The organism is Streptomyces sp. NRRL S-1813, from assembly GCF_000719605.1.
GTDB lineage: Bacteria > Actinomycetota > Actinomycetes > Streptomycetales > Streptomycetaceae > Streptomyces > Streptomyces decoyicus.
The window spans coordinates 125,748-148,374 of record NZ_JOHB01000014.1 but is presented as its reverse complement, the minus strand read 5'-3'; the positions used below and the strand labels follow the sequence as shown (position 1 = coordinate 148,374).

Sequence of the window (22,627 nt, the reverse complement as noted above, 5' to 3'; positions counted from 1 at the left end):
GGTGAACTTGCGACTCTTGGCTCTCGGCAGGTTCGATGGCCGGTCCACGACGGACCGGCGGGTGCCGCGGAACCTGTAGCGTGCTCTAGCGAAGACCGATGACCCTACCGCTCTCATGCGGATCGATTCGACGGCGAGGACCGATGGCACCGACGCAGAGCCCACAGGGCCCGTCCGATCCTGACGCCACCGGCTCCAATATCCCCGACGCACCGGAGATGTGGGGCAATGGCGGGCTGGTCGGCGATGGCCGCTACCGGCTCACGCATCGGCTCGGCCGCGGTGGAATGGCGGAGGTGTTCGCGGCCGAGGACGTACGTCTCGGCCGGACCGTCGCCGTGAAGCTGCTGCGCGCCGACCTGGCCGAGGACCCGGTCTCCAAGGCCCGCTTCACGCGTGAGGCACAGTCCGTGGCCGGGCTGAACCACCACGCGGTGGTGGCGGTCTACGACTCCGGCGAGGACCTGGTCGGCGGCAACACCGTGCCGTACATCGTGATGGAGCTGGTCGAGGGCCACACCATCCGCGATCTGCTGCTCAACGCCGATGCCCCGCCGCCGGACCAGGCGCTGATCATCGTCTCCGGTGTGCTGGAGGCGCTGGCCTACAGCCACCAGCACGGCATCGTGCACCGTGACATCAAGCCCGCGAACGTGATCATCACGAACAGCGGCGCCGTCAAGGTCATGGACTTCGGCATCGCCCGCGCCCTGCACGGCGCCGCGTCCACCATGACCCAGACCGGCATGGTCATGGGCACCCCTCAGTACCTCTCCCCGGAGCAGGCGCTCGGCAAGACCGTCGACACCCGCTCCGACCTGTACGCCACCGGCTGTCTGCTCTACGAACTCCTCACGTTGCGGCCGCCGTTCACCGGCGAGACCCCGCTGTCGGTCGTCTACCAGCACGTCCAGGACATGCCGGTGGCGCCTTCCGGGGTCGCCAACGCGGTGCCGCCGGAGCTGGACGGCCTGGTCATGCGGTCGCTGGCCAAGGACCCCGACGACCGGTTCCAGTCCGCCGAGGAGATGCGCGGCCTGGTCCAGTACTCGCTCCAGATGCTGCACGAGCAGGGTGGCCACACCGGCACCTGGAACACCGGCCCGGTCGCCCTGCACGAGGGCGGTCACAGCCCCATGGGGACCGCGGCCACCACGGCGTTGCCGCACCCCGACGCCGGCCGCACCACGGCGCAGCCGATTCTGACGCCCGGAATGCGGGATGACGACGGCGGCTTCGACGGCGGTCCCCGGTCGGCCAAGGGTGGCCGCGGCAAGATCTGGCTGATCGCGGCGCTCGCGGTGATCGCCATCGCCATGGGTGTGGCCTACGCGATACAGAACACCGATGGTCAGGGCAAAAAGCACGAGACCCCCACGTCGCAGTCGCCGAAGCCGACGAAGGACGACAAGGCGAGCGAGTCGCCTTCGGAGGAGCCCAGCGTCCCGGAGACCGACCCCGGCGACACGGGCGAGGACGACAGCACCTACAGCCAGCCGCCGCCCGAGCAGCCCAGCACGCCGGAGACCTCGCAGTCGCCCAGCTCGCAGCCTTCGACGCCTGAGCCTTCGACGCCTGAGCCGTCGACCGACCCCTCCGGTGGGACGACCGACGGCGGTCCCACGGACGGTGGCACCGATGACGGGGGTGCCGCGAACGGTGGCGCCGCCGACGGCGGGACGAGCACCGGTACGGACAGCGGGGCCACCGCCGGCAGCGGCACGGACAGCGGCGCCTCACTCGGTACGACCGGCTGACCGGACGCGGTATGACCGGCTGACCGGCTGACCGGCGCCCCGCGCGCCGGTTCAGCGGGTGAAGGCGTTCCGTACGGCCCGGTACTCGCGGGTCCACCACACGGCCAGTGCGGCCGCCGCCGGGAACTGTGGATCGGTGCGGCGGTCACCCAGCTGGTAGCGCCAGGTGAGCATCCAGAAGTCGTTCAGCCGCTCCCACCACACCCGGTGGACGGCTGCCGCGAGCTCATCGGCTCCCGCTCCGCAGGCCCTGCGGTAGGCGCCCGCGTACGCCGCCACCTTCGCCAGGTCCAGCGTGCCGCAGGGGCGGACGAAGAAGATCGCGGCGGCGCGTACCGTCTCCTCGGCGCGGGGCTGGACGCCCAGCCGGTCCCAGTCGACGATCGCGGTCGGCTCCGCGTCGCGGTAGAGCACATTCAGCGGGTGGAAGTCGCCGTGCACCCAGCCCGCCGGGGGCTCCGCGCCCGGGGCCGGGCGATGGCGCGCATGCTGCGTCAGCAGGGCGCGGCGCTCCAGCAGACGGTGTTCGGCGAGTTCGTCGAAGCTGGTGCGCGGGCGGGCGCCGCGGGCCAGCGCCAGCAGCTCGTCGATCATCTCGAAGGTCCGCTCGGGGTCGGCGGCGGCGTCCGCGCACGGTGGCCGGGGCGGATGCGGCTCGTCGGCCATGACCTGCTCCAGCGCGGTGTGGACGAGCCCGAGCAGAGCGCCGAGCTGCCAGGACTGGCCGCGGGTCAGTGCGGCGCCGCCCAGGTGGTGGCCTTCGACCCAGGGGTGCAGGGCGTAGCAGCGGCCGTCGAGGACGGTGACGGTCCGGCCGTCCGCGTCGGCGACGGGTGGGGCGACCGGCAGACCGAGCGCGGCGAGCCGACGGCCGGCGCGGTGCTGGCGGGTGAGGGCGGCGCGGTCGCCGTCGAGGTGGTGTTTGAGGAAGTAGCGGCCGCGCGTGGTGGCGAGGAAGTAGCCATGGTTGAGCAGGCCCTCGGCGACGGGTTCGCAGGAGAGCGGCGCGCCGGCACCGGTGTAGTGGCGGAGCAGGGATCCGAGAGTGTCTTTGTCGGGCGTCGCCGCCGTCCGGACTACAGATGAGCGCAGCACGCGCCAGATGTTAGATCAACTACGCCCGTCGGAGTGGGTGTACCGCATGGATTTACGGAGAGTGCGCATAGCGGAAGACCGGTACATCGGTGAGGTAGTGCAGGGTCACGAACTCCGGCTCGATGCGCAGGAACACCGGGTCGAAGGGGACGCCGTCGGCCAGCAGGGGGGTGCGGCCGAAGAGCTCGCGCTCGGCCGGGGTGGGCTCGACGACCCGGGCGGTGCCGGTGAACTGCACCGACCATGTGTCGTGCTCACCGCTGTTGACGTTGTCGGCCTCGTAGGCGACCACGCTGCCGTCCAGGGCCTGGTGGTAGTCGTAGCCGCGGTGCAGCCGCAGCATCAGTCGCCCGTCCAGGATGAGATGGCGGGTGACGGTGGTGAAGGGCAGCGCCCGCCGACTGGCCGAGACGCGCCCGTAGGGCGTGCGGCTCAGCAGCTCGATGGCACGGTGATTGTCGGTGGGCATGTCACCACCTTGCCGGGTGGGTCCGGTCGCAAGTAGGGGCCGGCAGCCCCGAGGAACCGGGACGATGGTCCTGAATCACCATGAGCCGGGCGGAGTGTTACCGGTGTCTCTTTGCCGACCTGGTGTTTCAGTGGCGTTCCGCCTGCATCCGCGCGACATACGCGGCGGCCTGGGAACGGCGCTCCATGCCGAGCTTGGACAGCAGGCTGGAGACATAATTCTTGATCGTTTTCTCGGCGAGATGGAGCCGTTCGCCGATGGCGCGATTGGTCAGTCCCTCGCCGATCAGATCGAGGATCCTGCGCTCCTGGTCGGTGAGGCTCGTCAGCCGGTCGTCGCCCTTCGGGGCGTTGCCGTCGCGCAGCCGCTCCAGTACCCGGGCGGTGGCCACGGGGTCGAGCAGCGACTTGCCGGCCGCCACGTCGCGTACCGCGGAGAGCAGTTCGTTGCCCCGAATGGCCTTGAGGACATATCCGGCCGCACCGGCCATGATCGCATCGAAAAGGGCCTCGTCATCCGCGAACGAGGTGAGCATCAGACATTTGATGTCCTCGTCCTGCGAACGGATCTCGCGGCAGACCTCGACACCGCTCCCATCCGGCAGCCGGACGTCGAGCACCGCGACGTCGGGACGCGTCGCCGGGATCCTGACCAGGGCATCTGCGGCGGTACCCGCCTCGCCGATCACCTCGATGTCGTCCTCGACCGACAGCATTTCGTGAACGCCACGCCGGACAACTTCGTGGTCATCGAGCAGGAATACCGTGATTTTTCCGTCTTCGCGCACCTCACCAGTCTCACACATCAACCCTTCCCGTGCTCCAGGTCAGCGATATAACGTGCCGTTGTCCCGGCGGCCTGCAACGCTGTGACCAGGAGTTGTTCCAAGCCTTAGCGATTTACTTGGAAATCCAAGCAAAATCGCAGGTCAGCGCCGTTTCCACTTCGGCTTTGACAATGGGTAACGTGCAATGAGCAGGCCACTGTCCGGGAGCTTTGTTCCACCCGGATCCGGCCGCGTTCGCACACACCCCGTGCGCCGTATCGGATACCGGGTGAGCCGCAATACGGCCACCGGCGGACCCCGGGGGCCGGACAGACGGAGGAGCAGCACGTGACCGTGGAAGGCACTGCGCAGCGGAAAAACGCCCGCGGCAGCAGCAAGCGCACCACCGCCAAGAAGGCGACGTCGGCCAAGAAGGCGTCCCCGGCCAAGACCCGGAACTCCGGTGGGCCCGAGCAGGCGGAGCAGGACCAGCTCGTACAACTGCTGACCCCTGAAGGCAAGCGGGTCGAGCACCCGGATTACTCGATCGATCTTTCCGCCGACGAGCTGCGCGGGCTCTACCGCGACATGGTGCTGACGCGGAAATTCGATGCCGAGGCGACCACTCTCCAGCGCCAGGGCGAACTGGGTCTGTGGGCTTCGCTGCTGGGCCAGGAGGCCGCCCAGATCGGCTCCGGCCGTGCGCTGCGCGACGACGACTATGTCTTCCCGACCTACCGCGAGCACGGTGTGGCGTGGTGTCGTGGCGTCGACCCGACGAATCTGCTGGGCATGTTCCGCGGTGTCAATCACGGCGGCTGGGACCCCAACAGCAACAACTTCCACCTCTACACGATCGTCATCGGTTCGCAGACACTGCATGCGACCGGCTATGCGATGGGAGTGCAGAAGGACGGCGCGGATTCCGCGGTCATCGCCTATTTCGGTGACGGCGCCTCCAGCCAGGGAGATGTCGCGGAATCCTTCACCTTCTCCGCGGTCTACAACGCCCCGGTCGTGTTCTTCTGCCAGAACAACCAATGGGCGATTTCCGAACCCACCGAGAAGCAGACCCGGGTGCCGCTCTACCAGCGCGCCCGCGGTTACGGATTCCCCGGTGTACGGGTCGACGGCAATGACGTACTGGCCTGTCTGGCGGTGACCAAGGCGGCGCTGGAGCGGGCGCGCACCGGCCAGGGCCCGATGCTCATCGAGGCGTTCACCTACCGCATGGGCGCGCACACCACCTCCGACGACCCGACGAAGTACCGGGCGGACGAGGAGCGGGTGGCCTGGGAGGCCAAGGACCCGATCCTGCGGCTGCGGACGTATCTGGAGGCCGAGGGCCTGGTCGACGAGGCGTATCTCGCCTCGATCGACGAGGAGAGCGAGGCCCTGGGCAAGCGGGTCCGCGACGCCGTTCGTGCCATGCCCGACCCGGACGACATGGCGATCTTCGAGAATGTCTATGCCGACGGGCATGCGCTCGTCGATGAGGAGCGCGCGCAGTTCGCCGCGTACCAGGCGTCGTTCGCCGACGCCGATGCCGTCGCGGAGGGGAACTGACCATGGCCGTCTTCGAGAAGATCACCATTGCCAAGGCGATCAACGAGTCGCTGCGTGCCTCCATGGAGGCAGACCCCAAGGTCCTCATCATGGGCGAGGACGTCGGCAAGCTCGGCGGAGTCTTCCGTGTCACCGACGGCCTCCAGAAGGACTTCGGCGAGGAGCGGGTGATCGACACCCCGCTGGCCGAGTCCGGCATCGTCGGCACCGCGATCGGTATGGCGCTGCGCGGCTACCGCCCGGTCGTCGAGATCCAGTTCGACGGCTTCGTCTTCCCCGCCTACGACCAGATCGTCACCCAGCTCGCGAAGATGCACGCCCGTGCGCTGGGCAAGGTCAAAGTGCCGGTCGTCATCCGCATCCCGTACGCGGGCGGCATCGGCGCGGTCGAGCACCACTCCGAGTCCCCCGAGGCGCTGTTCGCGCATGTCGCGGGCCTCAAGATCGTCTCCCCCTCGAACTCCTCCGACGCCTACTGGATGCTCCAGCAGGCCATCGCGGGTGACGACCCGGTCATCTACTTCGAGCCCAAGCGCCGCTACCACGACAAGTCGCGGCTGGACACCGAGTCGATCCCCGACCCGCTGCACAAGGCCCGGGTCGCCCGGACCGGCTCCGACCTCACGCTGGCCGCCTACGGCCCGATGGTCAAGGTCTGCCAGGACGTCGCCAATGTCGCGGCCGAGGAGGGGAAGTCGCTCGAGGTCGTCGACCTGCGCTCGCTCTCCCCGATCGACTTCGACACCGTGCAGTCGTCGGTGCAGAAGACCGGCCGGCTGGTCGTCGTCCACGAGGCCCCGGTCTTCTTCGGTGCGGGTGCGGAGATCGCCGCCCGGATCACCGAGCGGTGCTTCTACCAGCTGGAGGCCCCGGTCCTGCGGGTCGGCGGTTTCCACTCCCCGTATCCGCCCTCCCGTCTGGAGGACGAGTACCTTCCGGGGCTGGACCGGGTGCTCGACGCCGTCGACCGTGCGTTGGCGTACTGAGGGTTTGAGGAGAGTTCGTGACCATGACTGCAAGTACCGCCAATGCTCAGCGCTTCCGCGAGTTCAAGATGCCCGACGTGGGCGAGGGGCTCACCGAGGCCGAGATCCTCAAGTGGTACGTCAAGCCGGGCGACACCGTCACCGATGGCCAGGTCGTCTGTGAGGTCGAGACCGCCAAGGCCGCCGTGGAACTGCCCATCCCCTACGACGGGGTGGTGCATGAGCTGAACTTCGGCGAGGGCGTCACCGTCGATGTCGGCACCGTCATCATCTCCGTGGACACCGATCCCGGAGCCGGGCCCGCAGCGGCGCCGGCGGCGCAGCAGGCGCCGCAGCAGGCCGCCGCGTCCGAGGCGGAGGACGCCGAGCCGCAGGGCCGGCAGGCGGTGCTGGTCGGCTACGGCGCCGCGCCGTCCTCGACCAAGCGCCGGGCGCGCAAGCCCCAGGCGGCGGTGCCGGCCCAGCCGGAGCCCGCGAGCGCCGCGCTCCAGGCGGAGCTGAACGGGCGGGTCGCCCCCGCACCGACGGCCGCCCCGGCAATCACTTCCGCCGCGCCCGCGGCCGCTCCGGTGGCCCCGGTCGCGAACGGCACAGGTGCCGGGGCCGCCGGGCGGCCGCTGGCCAAGCCGCCGGTGCGCAAGCTCGCCAAGGACCTCGGCATCGACCTGGCGGCGATCGCCCCCACCGGGCCGGACGGCATCATCACCCGCGAGGACGTCCATGCGGCCGCCGCCCCGGCAGCGGCGCCGTCCGCGGCCGCCCCGACCGAGGCCGTCGCGCCGGTCTCCGCCCCGGCGGCTGCCCCCGAGCCCGGCCTCGTCGATGCGGCCGCCCGCGAGCGGCGGGTGCCGGTCAAGGGCGTACGCAAGGCCACCGCGCAGGCGATGGTCCACAGCGCCTTCACCGCGCCGCATGTCACGGAGTTCATCACCGTCGATGTGACCCGCACGATGAAGCTCGTCCAGGAACTCAAGCAGGACCCGGACATGGCGGGGCTGCGCGTCAACCCGCTGCTGCTCGTCGCCAAGGCCTTCCTGGTCGCCATCAAGCGTCACCCGGAGGTCAACGCTTCCTGGGACGAGGCGCGTCAGGAGATCGTCTACAAGGACTACGTCAACCTCGGGATCGCGGCGGCCACCCCGCGCGGGCTGATCGTCCCGAACATCAAGGACGCCGGAGTCAAGACACTCCCCCGACTCGCCGAGGAACTGGGCGAGCTGGTCGCCACCGCCCGCGAGGGCAAGACCTCCCCGGCCGCGATGAGCGGCGGCACGGTCACCATCACCAATGTCGGCGTCTTCGGCGTCGACACCGGTACGCCGATCCTCAACCCGGGGGAGTCGGCGATCCTCGCCTTCGGTGCGGTCAAGCTCCAGCCGTGGGTCCACAAGGGCAAGGTGAAGGCGCGCCAGGTCACCACCCTCGCGCTGTCCTTCGACCACCGGCTCATCGACGGCGAGCTGGGCTCCAAGCTGCTCGCGGACATCGCGGCCGTGCTGGAACGGCCCAAGCGTCTGATCACCTGGGGATGAGCCAGGATGCGGGGCCGGGCGGTTCGGAGCGGTGTTTCACGTGAAACGCCGCCTCGGGACCGCCCCGGCCTCGTGGACGAGCACCCGCTCACCCGCCCCGCTCCGCCGCTCCGGCCGTACGTCAGCTCGTACGCCGGATACCGGCAGGCCGGGGTCCCACCGGGGCGGCACCGTGGGCTTCCCTCGCCACGGCTGACCCTGATCTTCACTCTCGACGAGCCGCCAGGCCCCCGGCACCTACGGCGCCCTCATCGGCGGTCTGCACACCGGCCCCGCGCTGATCACCCACCAGGGCCGTCAGTCCGGCATCCAGGTCGGTCTGCACCCGCTGGGCGCCCGCGCGTTGCTGGGGCTGCCCGTCGCAGAGCTGGCAAGCATCGACCTTCCCGCGGAGGCGGTGCTCGGGCAGCAGGGCACGGACCTCGGGGAACGGCTGCGGACGGCCCGCAGCTGGCCGGAGCGGTTTGCGCTGCTGGACGCCTATCTGCTGCGCTGCCTGTCGCAGGAACCGCGCGGCACCGGCGCCGGTCCGGTGCCGGAGGTCGTCCGTGCCTGGCGGTTGCCGGCCCGGTCACGGGGTGCCGCACCGGTGGCGACGCTCGCCGAGGACATCGGCTGGAGCACCCGCCATCTGACCGCCCGTTTCCGGCAGGAAACCGGTCTGACGCCCAAGACCGCCGCGCGGGTCATCCGCTTCGACCGGGCACGCCGGGCGCTCGCTGACGCGGGCCCGTTCGGACACCCCGCCGCGGCTGTCCGATCTGGCCGTGCGCTGCGGCTACTTCGACCAGGCCCATCTCGCCCGGGAGTTCCGCTCGCTGGCCGGCTGCCCGCCCAGCCAATGGCTCGCCGAGGAGTTCCGAAACGTCCAAGCTCCCGGGGATGCCATCGAGGAATGCTGAGGTCAGCGGCTCACCAGGGGTCGCCTGTCCGATCTAGGAGGTCCGGCCACCATGCCCGAGAACCTGTCCGACACCACCCCCGCACCCCAGGTTTGGCCGACGCTGCGGGCCCGCGACGCCCGCGCGCTGATCCGTTTCCTGGTCGATGCGTTCGGCTTCGAGGAGACCGTGGTCTACGGGGAGGGCGAGCGCGTCGAGCACGCCCAGCTCTCCTGGCCGGAAGGTGGCGGGATCATGCTCGGCTCCGTCAAGGACGCGGACGAGGACCGCTGGCCGCTGCGGCCGGGGACGTTCGGGGCCTATGTCGTCACCGAGCACCCCGACGAGCTGTGTGCCCGCGCCAGAGCGGCCGGCGCGGAGATCACCGATGAGCTGACCGACACCGAGTACGGTTCGCGGGGCTTCGGCGCCCGCGATCCCGAGGGCAACCGCTGGTCGTTCGGCACCTATTGCGGTGAGCCGCGGAAGGCGTAGCGGGCACCGCGGCGCCCGCCGCCCCGGTCAGCCGCGGATGAGCTCCACCGCGCGGCTGAAGTGTGCCACCGGCCCGACCGGGACGGAATCGTCGGGGTGCGAGGCGCCGCGGGTCAGTGCGACGCCCGCCCACAGGCCGGCGACGATCAATGCCAGCACGACGGTGTTCCGCGTACGGCGGCCGGCGTTCGTCCTGGGCTGCATGGTCAACTCCCCTTGGATGGGGGAGCCTCCCCGGCTCCCTGCCTCTATTCACCCATGGGATCCGCGCCGGGCCGTACGCGGCAGGTATGGACTCTTGTCAGACTTGAGGCGGACCCGACATCCCTCTGCGGTCCCCCTTTCGACAGAGTCCGGGCCCGGCGCGAAAAGGGTTTGCCGCCCTCGGCCGTGCTGTTTACGGTCGGCGAAATGAGCAGCGAAATGATCATTCGGCGTTATCGGGCCTCCGACCAGGACGTGGTCACCGATCTGTGGTCCCGGGCCGTGCGGCAGGCGCACCCGTTCGTCGACGGGGAGGGCGAGGGGGAACGGGCCCGGGTCCTCCGCGAGGTGTATCTCGTCCAGGCGGAGAACTGGGTCGCCGAGCGTGCGGGCAGTGTCATCGGGCTGCTCGGACTGCTGCACGGCGGCCCCGGGGAAGGCGACGGGGGCGGTCCCGGGGCCGAGGTCGGCGGACTGTTCGTGGCACCGGAGGCCCAAGGGGGCGGCGCCGGGCGGGAGTTGCTGGAGCATGCGGCGGCGCTGCACGGAGCGCTGGCCCTGGAGGTCTTCGAGGGCAACGGCCGGGCCCGCCGCTTCTACGCGCACCTGGGCTTCACGGAGCGGGGGCGGCGGACGGACGAGGAGACCGGCCATCCGCTGATCGCCCTGGAGCGTGCCGCGCCGCTGAAGTCGGTGAGCTGGCTGCATCTGCGCGACGGGCGGCTGCTGAGCGTACGGACACGGGGGAATGACACGTTCTACCTCCCGGGCGGCAAGTACGAGCCCGGGGAGACCGCACGGGAGGCGCTGTCGCGTGAGCTCCACGAGGAACTCGGCCTGGTGGTGCCCGCCGAGGAGCTGTCGGAGGCGTTTGTCATCCATGACGTCGCCCATGGCAAGAGCGGCCGGCGGCTGCATATGACCTGCTTCACCGGCGGGCCGCAGAACATCGCACCGGCGCCCGGCCGGGAGATCGCCGAGTTCGCCTGGTTCGACCGCCGGGAGGCGCGTGAGCGCTGTGCCCCCGCCCACGCACAGGTGGTGAACCGGTTGATCGCCCAGGGGCGGATGCCGGCCTGAGCACGCGGCCGGGCAGCGGTCGGCCGGGGCTCGCCTCGCCGACCGGCCGCCGTTCAGCCGTCGGGACGCCGCCAATAGCGCCCCTACCAGGGCAAATGCCCACACCGTTGTCCGCATCGCGGAATGGACTGCCGTGTGCATACCTGTTGTATCTATCCTGTGTGCATGCCCTCCGCCGCTACGCCCACCGCTCCTGCCAGAGTGCCCGCCGCCAAGCAGCCGCCCGCCGCCGAGCGGGTCTATGCGCACATCAAGGACGCCGTCCTGGACCGCCGCTACGAGGGCGGGATGCTGCTCACCGAAGGTGAGCTGGCCGACGCCGTGGGGGTGTCACGGACGCCGGTCCGTGAGGCGCTGCTGCGGCTGGAGGTCGAGGGGCTGATCAAGCTCTATCCGAAGAAGGGCGCGCTGGTGCTGCCGGTCTCCGCGCAGGAGATCGCCGATGTCGTCGAGACCCGGCTGCTGGTGGAGAAGCATGCCGCGGCCAAGGCGGTGCCCGTGAGCGAGGCACTGACCGGCGAGCTGACCGAGCTGCTGGAGACGATGCGGGAGCAGGCCGCATCCGGTGATCTGGCCGCCGTCTCCGTCACCGACCGCGCCTTCCACGCCGCCATTGTGCGCAGCGCCGGCAATCAGATCCTGGACCGGCTCTACGAGCAGCTGCGCGACCGTCAGTTGAGGATGGGCGTCGCGGTGATGCATGCCCACCCGGACCGGATCGCCAAGAACATCACCGAGCATGCGGAGATCCTCGAAGCCCTGCGCGCAGGGGATGCGGACGCCGCCACCGACGCCGTGCACCGGCACGTCAGCTGGGTCCGTAACCTCGCGCAGGGGGACGTGCGATGAGCGGTGGCCCCGAAAGCGCCGGCAGCTCCGGCATAGGCGGCGGCTCCGCCCGGCTGCTGCCCGCCGATCCGCCCGGCGGCCGTAAGGCGATGGCCGTCTGGGGCATCGGCGTTGCGGTCTACTTCGTGGCGATCACCTACCGCACCAGCCTCGGCGTCGCCGGCCTGGACGCCGCCCAGCGCTTCCACATCAACGCCTCGGCGCTGTCGACGTTCTCCATCCTTCAGCTGCTGGTCTACGCGGGGATGCAGATCCCCGTCGGCCTGATGGTCGACCGGCTCGGCCCCAAGAAGGTGCTGACCCTCGGCGTGGTGCTCTACACCGTCGGCCAGTTCGGCTTCGCCCTCTCCTCGTCGTACGCCATGGCGCTCGGCTCGCGGGCCCTGCTCGGCTGCGGGGACGCGATGACCTTCATCAGCGTGCTGCGGCTGGGCTCCCGGTGGTTCCCGGCCCGCCGCGGCCCGATGATTGCGCAGATCGCCGCGCTGGTGGGGATGGCGGGCAATCTGATCTCCACGCTCGTCCTCGCCCGCTTCCTGCACACCTTCGGCTGGACCCCGACCTTCGCCTCCAGCGCTGCCGGCGGCATCGTCGTGCTGGTCGTGCTGCTGCTCTTCCTCAAGGACCACCCCAAGGGCTTCGAGCCGCCGCCCGCATCCGCCGAGCACACCGGCGCCGGATTCGTGCGCCGTCAGATCATGGACGCCTGGCGTGAGCCCGGCACCCGGCTGGGCATGTGGGTGCACTTCACCACCCAGTTCCCCGCGATGGTGTTCCTGCTGCTCTGGGGCCTGCCGTTCCTCGTCGAGGCGCAGGGCCTGTCCCGTGGCACCGCCGGTGAACTGCTCACCCTCGTGGTGCTCTCCAACATGGCGGTGGGCCTGGTCTACGGCCAGATCATCGCCCGCCATCACGCGGCCCGGACCCCGCTGGCACTGGGCACCGTCGGCGCCACAGCCCTGATGTGGGCGATCGTGCTGTGCTGGCCGGCCGATCATGCGCCGATGGGGCTGCTGATCGCACTGTGCGCGGTACTGGGCGCCTGTGGCCCCGCCTCGATGATCGGCTTCGACTTCGCGCGGCCCGCCAACCCGCCGGAGCGCCAGGGCACCGCCTCCGGCATCGTCAACATGGGCGGCTTCACGGCCTCGATGACGACCCTGCTCGCCGTCGGCGTCCTGCTGGACGCGACCGGCGACAACTACCGGATCGCCTTCGCCTCGGTCTTCGTCCTGGAAGCGACCGGCGTTTCTCAGATTCTGCGGCTGCGTCGGCGCGCGGCACGGCGCGAGCGCGAGCGGCTGGTCGTCAGCCGCGTCGAGGCGTTCCACGTGCCGGCCTGAGGCCCGGAACCGGGGCGGTCGGCCGGTCCGTTTCACGTGGAACGGACAGGGCTGTTTCACGTGAAACGGCTCAACTCCGGGCCCCCTCCGCGTGTGCCGGCCGGCCGAGGGGCAGGGCCTCGGTTGGCGTGGCGACTCGCCGGGACGCCGCCGGGCCCTCCCCGCTACGGCGTGATGGCGAAGTTGTCCAGGATCGCCTGGGCCAGCCCATGATCGCCGTCGATCTTGACCTGCTCGGCGACGGCCGCCGGACGGACCCGGCCGCAGGCCAGCTGGTGGAAGGTGTCCCAGTCCAGGGCGAGCGTCACGGTCGGGCCGAGCGAGACGCTGCCGTCGATCGTGGCCTTGCCCTCGGCGTCGAGGCGGACCGTGCGCAGGAATTCCAGCGGCCCGCTGACGTCGAAGACCACCGCCGAATCGGCGGGTGCCTGGGCCCTCTTGGCGACGATGCCGGGCAGCACCTTCACCAACAGATCGCGCGTCACATACGCGCCGGGGGAGTCGAGATTGCCGGGCTTGCCGAGCACCCGGCGCAGGTCCTGCTCATGTACCCAGACGTCGAACGCCCGCTGTTGCAGCACGAATTCCAGCGAACGGTCCTCACCGAGCGGGCTGCGCACCACGGCGTCCGGCTGGCGGGACTCGTTGCGCAGCTGCCGCGAGCGGCGGATGACGGTGTATTCGAGTTCGCTGAGCATCTCCGGCGCGGTGTGGTGACGGCGGACGTCGACCTGCACCTCCATGCGCCGCGCCGACTCGCTGCGTACGTGGTAGAGGTCGCGCGGCAGCGTGTGGATCGGCCGCGGGTCGCCCAGCATTTCGCATTCCAGGCCGATGACGTGGGAGACCACATCGCGAACGGACCATCCTGGGAGGCCCGTCGCCCTGTTCCACTCGCCTTCGACGAGCGGAGTGACCAGCTCGGTTATCGCTTCTATGGAGTGAGTCCAGGCATCGATGGAGGACTGAAGGCTGGGATGGACGGTCACGGGACCCCTCGGACGGTTCGTACGCGGGCTGCTGTCTGTGCAGTTAAGTTACGCTGCGCACGGGCACCCCGGCAGTGCTTTCGGATGACCATCGTAGGCCGATGTTTCCGGGCCGCAGAGGGGTGCGGCGTGCGGCCGGGAAGGCCGCTCGTCAGTCGTCCCCGTGCTCCCGCTCCGCCAGCCGGATCACACACACCGCGACGGCGATCAGCAGCGGCGGGTCCGCGTCGTCCCGTACGACATTGACCGCATAGGTGTCGCGCACGGTCAGCCAGCGCCGCGAGATCTCCGCGAGCAGTTCGCCGTCGTACTCGATCGCGAACTCCCGGTCCAGGATCTTTCCGCTGACATCCAGCTCGGTGCCGTCCACCAGCTCGACGCGGTAGTGGTTGCGCAGTAGCGAGAGCCGCTTGCGCTTGATCGTGGCCAGCGGCTGGTCGTCCCGCTCGATGGTCATCGTGTCGCGCAGGCTGAGCATCTTCTTGCGGATGGTGATCAGCACCCGCCGCTCGGTGTCCTTCAGCTCGAAGGTCTCCCGCAGCCGCAGCGCCTTCGCGTCCACGAGGAAGGCGTGCCGCCCGTGCTCGTCGTCGATCCAGTAGTCGTCGCCGATGCCGAAGATGCGGTCGCGCACCACGTACTTGCCCGAGTGCGGGGGCGGCCCCCCGGGAGATTGCTGCATGGCTGACGTGTTCCCGCGGGGACCTGCGGAATGCGCACGCACCGGAGTGACGTTGAATGTGCACATGGCTTCACGTGCACGCGTCCGCGCCCCCGAGCTGATCGGCAAGGGCGGCTGGCTGAACACCGGCAACAAGGATCTCACCCTCTCTGACCTGCGAGGACGCATTGTCGTCCTGGACTTCTGGACCTTTTGCTGTGTGAACTGTCTGCATGTCCTGGACGAGCTGCGGGAGCTGGAGGAGCGGCACCGCGACACGGTCGTGATCGTCGGTGTGCACTCCCCGAAGTTTGTGCACGAAGCCGAGCACCAGGCGGTCGTGGACGCCGTGGAGCGCTACGGCGTCGAGCACCCGGTCCTGGACGATCCCGAGCTCGCCACGTGGAAGCAGTACGCGGTACGGGCCTGGCCCACGCTCGTGGTGATCGACCCCGAGGGGTATGTCGTCGCGCAGCACGCCGGCGAGGGCCATGCGCACGCCATCGAGAAGCTCGTCGAGGAGCTGGAGGCCGAGCACGGCGCGAAGGGCACGCTGCGGCGCGGTGACGGCCCGTACGTGCCGCCGGAGCCCGTCGCCACCGATCTGCGTTTTCCCGGCAAGGCGGTCCGGCTGCCGGGCGGCAGCTTCCTCGTCTCGGACACCACCCGGCACCAGCTGGTGGAGCTGGCGGCGGACGGCGAGCAGGTGCTGCGCCGCATCGGTACCGGCGAGCGCGGGCTGACCGCGGACTCCTTCAACGAGCCGCAGGGCCTGGAGCTGCTGCCCGACGGCCGGGTGGCCGTCGCGGACACCGTCAACCACGCCCTGCGCGTCTTCGATCCGGAAACCGGCGCGCTGGAGACGGTGGCCGGCACCGGCAAACAGTGGTGGCAGGGCTCGCCGACCTCAGGAGCGGCGCGTGAGGTGGACCTCTCCTCGCCGTGGGACATCGCCTGGTGGCGGGACCGGCTGTGGATCGCGATGGCCGGGGTGCACCAGCTGTGGACCTACGACCCGGCCGCCGGCACGGTCGAGGTCGCGGCCGGCACGACCAACGAGGGCCTGGTGGACGGCCCGGCCGCGGAGGCGTGGTTCGCCCAGCCGTCCGGGCTCGCGGCAGCCGGCGACCGGCTGTGGATCGCGGACTCCGAGACCAGCGCGGTCCGTTGGGTGGAGCCCGCCGAGGAGGGCGACGGATATGTCGTCCGTACGGCCGTCGGCACCGGTCTCTTCGACTTCGGCCACCGCGACGGCGCCGCCGGCCAGGCGCTGCTCCAGCACCCGCTGGGCGTGACCGCCCTGCCCGACGGCTCGGTCGCCATCGCGGACACGTACAACCACGCACTGCGCCGCTTCGACCCTGCCAGCGGCGAGGTGACGACGCTGGCGACGGATCTGCGCGAGCCGTCCGACGCAGTGCTCGTCGACGACGACATCGTGGTGGTGGAGTCGGCGCGGCACCGGCTGACCCGGCTGAGGCTGCCCGAGGAGGCGGTCCGCGTCGAATCGGTGGCGCACCGCACCCAGCGCGCGGCCACCGAAGTCGCCCCGGGCGCGCTGCGGCTCGATGTGGTCTTCCAGGCCCCGGCGGGCCAGAAGCTCGACACCCGCTACGGCCCCTCCACGCGGCTGCTGGTCAGCGCGACGCCGCCGGAGCTGCTCGCCGACGGCGCGGGCGCGGGCACCGACCTCGCACGGGATCTGGTGCTCGCGGACGGCGTGACCGAAGGCGTGCTGCATGTCTCGGCGATGGCCGCGTCCTGTGACGACGACCCGGACATCGAGTACCCGGCCTGCCATGTGCACCAGCAGGACTGGGGCGTGCCGGTCGAGATCGCCGAGGGCGGGGTGGCCCGGCTGGGGCTCGTCCTGGCAGGGCTGGACGCCGAGTAGGAGCGAGACCCCGGGCCCGCCGGCCGGGTCCGGGACGGGTTCGGCCGGTGGGAAAGGCGAGGCGTCGGCGGGTTACTTTCCGACGCCGCCCGCCAGCTGGGCCCCGTGAATGCTCGAGCTCCAGTTGGTGACCTTGCTCTTGCCGACGGAGAGGTGCAGCCGCTTCTCCGCGAAGTTGACGGTGACCGGACCGTGCGTGACGGAGCTCGCCGAGATGCCCATGAAGTCGATGGTCACCGACTTCTGTTCGGTGCCCTTGGCGGCCGCGGTGTTGGTCGGGATGACCGCGTAGGCGTATCCGTGGGCGGGCACCGTGATGCGGGTGCCGTCGAGGTGGCCGGGCGTGCCCTGGAGGAGGGGCAGCGGGGTCTTGGCGTTGTTGAAGCGCAGCAGCGGCGCGTTGTAGAGCTTGCAGTCGCGGCTGGTGGAGTTCTTGAACTTCAACGCCACATGGCTCTTCGGGCCGGTCTGCTGGGAGAACGTGACCTTGTACGTGCTGGGGTAGCAGTCGGGGACCCGCTGCGACGCCGTGCCCGCTCCCGTCGCGGCCGTGCCGCCACCGATGATCCTGCGCTTCTTGCTCTTCGAGGACGACGAGGAGGACATCTTCGACTTCGACGAGGAGGACTTCTTCGACTTCTTCGAGGAGTGGCTGTTGCAGCCGGTCAGGGCGAGCGAACCGGCCAGTCCGAGGGCCAGCGCGGCGTACGCGGCGGATCGGCTGCGGGAGCGGCGTGCGGTCATGGGTGGTTCCCCCCGTGGGTTGCTGCAATCAGCGTGGCGTGGCTGTCATGGCACGGCCACGATATCCATTGCCGGGCAATGCGCCAGGGCGGGTGCGCCGCGCCCTGGCCCGATGGCGCGTCATAGCAGGTCAGAGGGGGTATACGGAGTCGAGAACGGTCCGTGGAGAGGGCGTGAAGATCAGCTTGTGGGCGGCTCGGCACCGTTCCGCGGCAGCCGTCGAAGATCAGTCCGGGCAGCTGGGCAGCTCGGTGTTCTCCAGCTGTTCCGGGCGAATGCGGATGCCCGGCACCCACACCTGCTTGCCGTCGTGAGCTACCCGGAACCACATGCTGCTGTGCCCGCCCACCTCGTCGGTGACCGTGACTCCGTCGGCGATCCGGCAGACGGCGTGCAGCACGTCGCCGTGCCGGACATGGCCCACGATGTTGGAGCGGCGGTAGGGCCGGTACGGGTCGCCGGCCAGGCCGAGTGCGCAGTTCTCGGTGCGCCGGTGCTGACAGTTCCGTTCGACATTGTGGACGGTGATCCGGGCGGAACCGGCGGCCGGGGCCTCGGCCTGCGCGCCTTGCGTCCGGCGGTCGCCGTCGTCCGTCGCCCCGTCCGCGCCGGTCAGCGCCGGTACGGCCAGCGCCGCTGCGGCGATCACCGCGGCGGCCCCGAGCGCGGCGAGCACCAGCCGCACCCGACGCCTCCCGGCCGTCGACCCGGCCCCGGCTGCCGTGTCGGTCCCGGCCCCGTCCCGGGCGTCGGCCCGGGGCACCTCCGGGGACGCGGCGTCCCGCTCCGCCGCCTCGTCCGCCGCTCCCCGCTCGCCCGCATCCGCTGCCTCCAGGGCGCGATGCAGCAGTTCGACCAGGGCGGGCAGCCGGTCCGCACCGGTGAAGGAGAGCTTGCACCACTGCACCAACAACCGTTCGTCCGGCAGGCTCTGACCGCGCAGATAGCGCGAGAGGGACGAGCGGCTGGCGGGCAGCCGGCCCTCCAGCTCCTTGAGGCTGTATCCGAGTTCGCCATGCATACGGCGCAGAGCGGCGACGAAGTCCCGCATCGGGCCGGAGAGTTCATCGGGCAGAGGAGCTAACGGCTTACGGCCGGCCGCGTCGATGAGCAGGTCGCCGGGCTTGAGCTCGCCCAGCGAGAGGGGCCGGGTGATGTTGCGATGGGTGGCCAGGCCCACGGTGTTGGTCCCGGGCGTCGGCAGCCCGAGCGCCATCGACGCATAGCCCGAGCAGTCCTGGCGGTAGCCGTCCTTTTGGCGTCCGCGGTGGCGTGCACCGTCCAACGGGTGCCCCATGTGGGGAAGTCCGCAGCCGCGGCCTGCTTCACGGAACCGGTGCGGGCGGTCAGGGCGGAGCCGGTGGCGGAGGAGGCGCGGGAGAGCTTGGTGGCGGTCGTGGAGTGCCCGCCGGCGGCCGCCGCGGAGCCTGCCCCGCTGCCGTGGGCGGGCCCCGCGAACCCGGCGACGCCGATGCCGGCGGCGGCCACCGCGGGCAGGAACGTGCGCAGGACGGTCCTGCGGAACGGGGAATTCTTCTGGCGCGTGGGTGCTGCGCAGTGCGCGGGGGTCGTGGTGTCCGCCGGGTGCGTGCTGCTGTGCTCGTACATGCCGATTCCCCTCCGCAGGCGGCCGGTTGGCCGATGGCTGAGCCACCGGATGGTCTGGTCGCGGCGACGGAATCCATCGTCGAGCGGGGCACGGGCGCCGGCCGGAGGTTCCTCGTCCCATGAGATGTCCCGACCGGTCGCACGGCTGTGACCTGCGGAGCTACGGGAATGCCGGGACAGGGTCGGCCGCTGTGCGAGACATGACGGGACGCCGGACAGGGGAAAGGGCGCCCGCTGGGGGATGCGGGCGCCCTGGTTCAGGGGGATCTCCGTCGACGGCATCGGACGGCGTCGGACGGCGTCGGATGGGATCGAACGGGATCGGTGGGTGACGGCCTGCCAGGAGGCCGTTCGGCAGTTGTCAGTCGCTCAGCAACTGTCAGTCGGCCGGACTGCGGAGCACCGGGCGCGGCTCACCAGGCCGCTGCCTCGCTCGCGTCCGACTGCCAGTAGGTCACCCAGGCGCTGTCGTCGAGGTACACCGAGCCAAGGGGAAGCGCCACCGCCGCCGAGCCGCCGATGCTGCCCTTGCCGTCACGGCCGGGGAGGCTGACCGACAGCGAGGTCACGGTGCGGCCGTTGCGGCCGGAGCCGTCGGCGGACGAGGTCAGCACGCCGGCGTAGCCGGACTCGCCGGGGGCGAGGGTGACCACGGCCTGGGGCTTGCTGTCCGGCAGCTCGGGGAGCGGGGACTGCGCCGCGTCGAACCGCAGATACGGTGCGAAGTAGAGGTCGCAGGTGGCGCCGGAGGTGTTGGTGGCCTTCACCAGCAGGTGGTTGACCGGCCGGGTCAGCGGCTCGGCGACGATGCGGATCTTCGCGGCGTCGCAGGCGCGGTGCCGGACGCCGGGGGCGTCGGCGGACTGGCCCGCGCCGTTCGTGATCGCCCCGGCGGCATTCGTCCCCGCGTCCGCTCCGGTGCCGTTGCCACCGTGTCCCGCGGCGACCTGTTCCGTCCGGCCACCGCCGGTCCGTGCGCCGTCCGGGGCGGCACCCTCAGCCCTCGCGGCCGGGGCATCGGAGTCCCGGTGCGCCGGGTGGAACGGCTTGGCGGCGCTGGTCTGGAGGGGGTTGTCCTGGCTGCCGCAGGCGGTGAGGCCGAGGGCGGCGACGGCGGTGAGCCCGGCCGCGGCGATCCGCAGCGTCCGGCGGCGGGCGGTACGGGACCCAAGAGGAACACCGGTGGCGGTGCCGGCGCCCGTCTCGACGACGGCCTCGGAGCGGGTATGGCTGCGCGGCATTTCGGGTCTCCCCCGGTCGGTGGTCCGTGCCGCGGCTGCGGTACGTCCTGCGGTCCGGCCTGTGAGCTGTCCTCCGGCCTGAACACCAGGTTGCCGTCCGCCGCTGCCGTGCCACTAACGTGCGCCTAACGTTCCCCCGCGCCGGCAGGGGAGTGACGGCCACGGCTCAGCCGCGGCCGTCACTCCCCAGGGCCTGATCCGAACGACAGGCCTAGGGCGTTTCGTTCGGATCATGGTGGGCTCGCGGGGTCTGGCACGCACTCCCCCACGCCTGAACGGCGCGGGGGCCCCATCCGCGTTGTCGTCACTCGCCGACGCTCCGCGTCGACTGCCTCCTCCGCCTTGCGATCGCACGCACCAGACCCCGCTCCCTGATCCACCCTGATCCGAACGAAACGCCCTAGCTCCCGTCGCCCGTTCCGCCGGTGTCGCTCTCGCCGCCTTCACCGCGCTCGTCCCGTGCGAACAACTGCGTCAGCGTGCTGATCGTGTAGACATCGGTGGCCTCTTCGTCCACCAGGTGCATCTCCGTGAGCCGGTCCAGACCGTCCTGGGTGCGCTCCGGGTCGTACCCGGCGAGCGCCGCCGCCAGCGACGCGTTGAGGTGCCCGTCCGCGCTGGTCGCCAGCGCGCTGAGCAGCCGTGCGTCGTCCGCGGACAGCCGGGCGACGGACATCCGAAGTGCCGCCGCGATGCCGGTGTCCTCGGCCGACAGCAGCGCCAGCCGCCGCCGTTCGTCGCGCAGCGCGGCCGCCAGCCGGGCCAGCCGCCAGCGCGGCCGGGCGGTCAGCTGGGCCGCCGCGGCCCGCAGCGCCAGCGGCAGACCGTCGCACAGGTCGACCAGTTCCCGCGCGGCGGCCGGGTCCTCGGCGACCCGGTCCGGGCCGAGCATGGCGCCGAGCAGTGCCGCGCCCTCCTCGTGGCCGAGCGTCTGGAGACCGACCGGCCGGGCGCAGTCGGTGGCGACCAGGCCGTCGAGACGGCTGCGGCTGGTGACGACCGTGGCGCAGTGCGGACCGCCGGGCAGCAGCGGCCGTACCTGGGCCGAGCTGCGCGCATTGTCGAGGACGACCAGCAGCCGGCGCTCCGCGACCAGCGACCTGAACAGTGCCGATGCGGCCTGCGCCGAACTCGGCACCCGCTCCGGTGGAGTGCCGAGCGCCAGCAGGAAGTCGCCCAGGATCTCGGCCGGCGCCGCCTCGTCGCCCTCGCCGAAGCCGCGCAGATCGGCGAAGAGCTGCCCGTCGGGGAAGGATCCGGCATACAGATGTGCCCACTGAACGGCGCAGGCGGTCTTGCCGACGCCGGCCGGTCCGGCCACCACCGCGAGCGGGCTCTCGCCGGTCGTACCGTCCGTCAGCACCGTGGTCAGCGCGGCGAGTTGGTCCTCCCGGCCCAGGAAGCGGGCCGGCGGCCGGGGCAGCAGCCGCGGTGGTGCACCGGTCCGCCCGGAGCCGGACCCGCCACGGCCGCCGGCCGGTGTTCCTTGGCTCGTCCCGTCGGTACCTGGTGCACCCGTGTCACCGCGCGCATCGTCCGTGCCGGCACTCCCCGGTACGGGCGTCCGCGCCGTACCGTCAACGGGCCGTGCTCCACCGCCCGTTGCGGAACGACCCTCTCCGGAAGTTCCGGAACGGCCGTCTCCGGAAGTCGTCCCACCGGAAGTGCCGCCCGTTCCGCGCGCCCCGCTTGCAGGCTTCGCCGCGCCCGTCCGTCCCCCGCCGGCCGCCTCCGCCCGCAGAATCTCCTCGTAGGCGCCCCGCAGCCGCTCGCCGGGGTCGACACCCAGCTCCTCGTTGAGCAGCCGCCGGGTGCGGTGGAACCACTCCAGCGCGTCGGACTGCCGCCCCGTATGGAACAGCGCGCGCATCAGCCCGGCGATCAGCCCCTCCCGCAAGGGGTGGTTGACGGCCGCGGAGTAGAGGATGGCCGCGGCCTGTTCGTGCTCGCCGAGCGTGCCGTGCGCCCGCCCCAGCGCCTCGACGGCCGTCAGCCGGCGCTCCTCCAGCGCATGTGCGGCGGCTGCGAACGGCGGGCTGGTGACCGTGCCGGTCAGCGCGGGCCCGCGCCACAGCCCCAGTGCCTCGCGCAGCAGCGGTACGGCATCGGCCGGCGCCGCCTCGGGGCGCGCCAGCGCCACCAGTTCACCGAACCGGTGGGCGTCGATCAGCTCCTCCGGCAGCCGCAGCAGATAGGCCGAGCCATGGGTGGCCAGCTCGATGCCGTACGCCTCCGCACCGCCCTCGGCGAGCGTGGCGCGCAGCCGCGAGACATGCCCCTGGACGACCGTACGGGCGTGTTCGGGCGGCTCCTCCTCCCACAGGGAGTCGATCAACTGCTCCAGTGGGACGGTGGTGTTGGGCTGCAACAACAGCAGTGCCAGCACACTCCGCCGTTTGGCGGGGCCGAGCGACAGCTCCGCGGAGCCGGTCGTCACGGCGATCGGACCGAGCAGTGAGAATTCCAA

20 protein-coding genes are annotated in these 22,627 nt (G+C 71.1%); 10 read left to right on the top strand and 10 right to left on the bottom strand.

Annotated features, from left to right (window positions below; all coding sequences use genetic code 11):
• Positions 1 to 143: 143 nt before the first annotated feature.
• Complete coding sequence (locus tag IF67_RS0121500) at positions 144 to 1,757, top strand: protein kinase domain-containing protein (protein WP_030988014.1); 1,614 nt, start codon at positions 144 to 146, stop codon at positions 1,755 to 1,757.
• A gap of 51 nt (positions 1,758 to 1,808) precedes the next feature.
• Here IF67_RS0121500 and IF67_RS0121495 read toward each other — a convergent pair whose 3' ends face one another.
• The 3 genes from IF67_RS0121495 to IF67_RS0121485 all read right to left on the bottom strand — a co-directional run bounded on the left by IF67_RS0121495 (position 1,809) and on the right by IF67_RS0121485 (position 4,108).
• Entirely contained in the window at positions 1,809 to 2,852 is a 1,044-nt protein-coding gene (locus IF67_RS0121495; RefSeq protein ID WP_030988013.1) for a phosphotransferase, read from the bottom strand.
• Positions 2,853 to 2,904: 52 nt separating this feature from the next.
• Positions 2,905 to 3,321 carry a pyridoxamine 5'-phosphate oxidase family protein gene (locus IF67_RS0121490; RefSeq protein ID WP_030988010.1) on the bottom strand — a complete coding sequence of 139 codons (417 nt, stop codon included), beginning with the start codon at positions 3,319 to 3,321 and terminating at the stop codon, positions 2,905 to 2,907.
• 127 nt (positions 3,322 to 3,448) lie between these two features.
• Entirely contained in the window at positions 3,449 to 4,108 is a 660-nt protein-coding gene (locus IF67_RS0121485; protein ID WP_030988009.1) for a response regulator, read from the bottom strand.
• A 327-nt stretch (positions 4,109 to 4,435) separates the two neighbouring features.
• Here IF67_RS0121485 and pdhA point away from each other — a divergent pair, with 327 nt between their 5' ends.
• From pdhA to IF67_RS0121465, 5 genes are all read left to right on the top strand, one after another.
• Positions 4,436 to 5,653: a pyruvate dehydrogenase (acetyl-transferring) E1 component subunit alpha gene (pdhA, locus tag IF67_RS0121480; RefSeq protein WP_030988007.1), complete on the top strand. Its 1,218-nt coding sequence runs from the start codon at positions 4,436 to 4,438 to the stop codon at positions 5,651 to 5,653.
• A gap of 2 nt (positions 5,654 to 5,655) precedes the next feature.
• Positions 5,656 to 6,639, top strand: a complete 984-nt coding sequence (locus IF67_RS0121475) for an alpha-ketoacid dehydrogenase subunit beta (protein WP_030988006.1) — start codon at positions 5,656 to 5,658, stop codon at positions 6,637 to 6,639.
• A 23-nt stretch (positions 6,640 to 6,662) separates the two neighbouring features.
• Entirely contained in the window at positions 6,663 to 8,171 is a 1,509-nt protein-coding gene (locus IF67_RS0121470; RefSeq protein WP_030988004.1) for a dihydrolipoamide acetyltransferase family protein, read from the top strand.
• Positions 8,172 to 8,938: 767 nt separating this feature from the next.
• Positions 8,939 to 9,073, top strand: a complete 135-nt coding sequence (locus IF67_RS45775) for a hypothetical protein (protein WP_267959225.1) — start codon at positions 8,939 to 8,941, stop codon at positions 9,071 to 9,073.
• 51 nt (positions 9,074 to 9,124) lie between these two features.
• Complete coding sequence (locus IF67_RS0121465) at positions 9,125 to 9,547, top strand: VOC family protein (RefSeq protein ID WP_030988002.1); 423 nt, start codon at positions 9,125 to 9,127, stop codon at positions 9,545 to 9,547.
• 27 nt (positions 9,548 to 9,574) lie between these two features.
• Here the strand turns inward: IF67_RS0121465 and IF67_RS44340 are convergent, their stop codons facing one another.
• Positions 9,575 to 9,751, bottom strand: coding sequence for a hypothetical protein (locus tag IF67_RS44340; RefSeq protein WP_199812759.1), 177 nt, complete (start codon positions 9,749 to 9,751; stop codon positions 9,575 to 9,577).
• Positions 9,752 to 9,958: 207 nt separating this feature from the next.
• Between IF67_RS44340 and IF67_RS0121455 the strand changes: the two genes are divergently transcribed.
• The 3 genes from IF67_RS0121455 to IF67_RS0121445 all read left to right on the top strand — a co-directional run bounded on the left by IF67_RS0121455 (position 9,959) and on the right by IF67_RS0121445 (position 13,023).
• Positions 9,959 to 10,831: a GNAT family N-acetyltransferase gene (locus IF67_RS0121455; RefSeq protein ID WP_030988001.1), complete on the top strand. Its 873-nt coding sequence runs from the start codon at positions 9,959 to 9,961 to the stop codon at positions 10,829 to 10,831.
• A 165-nt stretch (positions 10,832 to 10,996) separates the two neighbouring features.
• Positions 10,997 to 11,680, top strand: a complete 684-nt coding sequence (locus tag IF67_RS0121450) for a GntR family transcriptional regulator (protein ID WP_030987999.1) — start codon at positions 10,997 to 10,999, stop codon at positions 11,678 to 11,680.
• A gap of 89 nt (positions 11,681 to 11,769) precedes the next feature.
• Positions 11,770 to 13,023, top strand: a complete 1,254-nt coding sequence (locus tag IF67_RS0121445; protein ID WP_037839669.1) for an MFS transporter — start codon at positions 11,770 to 11,772, stop codon at positions 13,021 to 13,023.
• 164 nt (positions 13,024 to 13,187) lie between these two features.
• Here the strand turns inward: IF67_RS0121445 and IF67_RS0121440 are convergent, their stop codons facing one another.
• The gene (locus IF67_RS0121440) at positions 13,188 to 14,012 is read right to left on the bottom strand and encodes a maleylpyruvate isomerase family mycothiol-dependent enzyme (protein WP_030987995.1); all 825 of its coding nucleotides are present in this window, start codon (positions 14,010 to 14,012) and stop codon (positions 13,188 to 13,190) included.
• A 151-nt stretch (positions 14,013 to 14,163) separates the two neighbouring features.
• Positions 14,164 to 14,694 carry an LURP-one-related/scramblase family protein gene (locus IF67_RS0121435; RefSeq protein ID WP_051818395.1) on the bottom strand — a complete coding sequence of 177 codons (531 nt, stop codon included), beginning with the start codon at positions 14,692 to 14,694 and terminating at the stop codon, positions 14,164 to 14,166.
• Between the two features lie 64 nt (positions 14,695 to 14,758).
• Between IF67_RS0121435 and IF67_RS0121430 the strand changes: the two genes are divergently transcribed.
• Positions 14,759 to 16,567: an NHL domain-containing thioredoxin family protein gene (locus IF67_RS0121430; protein ID WP_030987994.1), complete on the top strand. Its 1,809-nt coding sequence runs from the start codon at positions 14,759 to 14,761 to the stop codon at positions 16,565 to 16,567.
• Positions 16,568 to 16,639: 72 nt separating this feature from the next.
• Here the strand turns inward: IF67_RS0121430 and IF67_RS0121425 are convergent, their stop codons facing one another.
• From IF67_RS0121425 to IF67_RS0121405, 4 genes are all read right to left on the bottom strand, one after another.
• Positions 16,640 to 17,311, bottom strand: coding sequence for a DUF4232 domain-containing protein (locus tag IF67_RS0121425; RefSeq protein ID WP_030987993.1), 672 nt, complete (start codon positions 17,309 to 17,311; stop codon positions 16,640 to 16,642).
• 226 nt (positions 17,312 to 17,537) lie between these two features.
• Positions 17,538 to 18,608 carry a helix-turn-helix domain-containing protein gene (locus IF67_RS0121420; RefSeq protein WP_234341229.1) on the bottom strand — a complete coding sequence of 357 codons (1,071 nt, stop codon included), beginning with the start codon at positions 18,606 to 18,608 and terminating at the stop codon, positions 17,538 to 17,540.
• Between the two features lie 724 nt (positions 18,609 to 19,332).
• Positions 19,333 to 20,160, bottom strand: coding sequence for a DUF4232 domain-containing protein (locus tag IF67_RS0121410; protein WP_030987990.1), 828 nt, complete (start codon positions 20,158 to 20,160; stop codon positions 19,333 to 19,335).
• Between the two features lie 400 nt (positions 20,161 to 20,560).
• Positions 20,561 to 22,627 (bottom strand): AfsR/SARP family transcriptional regulator, encoded by a 2,067-nt coding sequence (locus tag IF67_RS0121405; RefSeq protein WP_030987989.1) that lies wholly within the window; start codon positions 22,625 to 22,627, stop codon positions 20,561 to 20,563.

Coding starts and splice junctions, on each gene's coding strand:
- IF67_RS0121500 (WP_030988014.1), top strand. CDS start 144: ATGGCACCGACGCAGAGCCCACAGGGCCCGTCCGATCCTGACGCCACC.
- IF67_RS0121490 (WP_030988010.1), bottom strand. CDS start 3,321: ATGCCCACCGACAATCACCGTGCCATCGAGCTGCTGAGCCGCACGCCC.
- IF67_RS0121475 (WP_030988006.1), top strand. CDS start 5,656: ATGGCCGTCTTCGAGAAGATCACCATTGCCAAGGCGATCAACGAGTCG.
- IF67_RS0121470 (WP_030988004.1), top strand. CDS start 6,663: ATGACTGCAAGTACCGCCAATGCTCAGCGCTTCCGCGAGTTCAAGATG.
- IF67_RS0121465 (WP_030988002.1), top strand. CDS start 9,125: ATGCCCGAGAACCTGTCCGACACCACCCCCGCACCCCAGGTTTGGCCG.
- IF67_RS44340 (WP_199812759.1), bottom strand. CDS start 9,751: ATGCAGCCCAGGACGAACGCCGGCCGCCGTACGCGGAACACCGTCGTG.
- IF67_RS0121455 (WP_030988001.1), top strand. CDS start 9,959: ATGAGCAGCGAAATGATCATTCGGCGTTATCGGGCCTCCGACCAGGAC.
- IF67_RS0121450 (WP_030987999.1), top strand. CDS start 10,997: ATGCCCTCCGCCGCTACGCCCACCGCTCCTGCCAGAGTGCCCGCCGCC.
- IF67_RS0121445 (WP_037839669.1), top strand. CDS start 11,770: ATGGCCGTCTGGGGCATCGGCGTTGCGGTCTACTTCGTGGCGATCACC.
- IF67_RS0121435 (WP_051818395.1), bottom strand. CDS start 14,694: ATGCAGCAATCTCCCGGGGGGCCGCCCCCGCACTCGGGCAAGTACGTG.
- IF67_RS0121430 (WP_030987994.1), top strand. CDS start 14,759: ATGGCTTCACGTGCACGCGTCCGCGCCCCCGAGCTGATCGGCAAGGGC.
- IF67_RS0121425 (WP_030987993.1), bottom strand. CDS start 17,311: ATGACCGCACGCCGCTCCCGCAGCCGATCCGCCGCGTACGCCGCGCTG.
- IF67_RS0121420 (WP_234341229.1), bottom strand. CDS start 18,608: ATGGGGCACCCGTTGGACGGTGCACGCCACCGCGGACGCCAAAAGGAC.
- IF67_RS0121410 (WP_030987990.1), bottom strand. CDS start 20,160: ATGCCGCGCAGCCATACCCGCTCCGAGGCCGTCGTCGAGACGGGCGCC.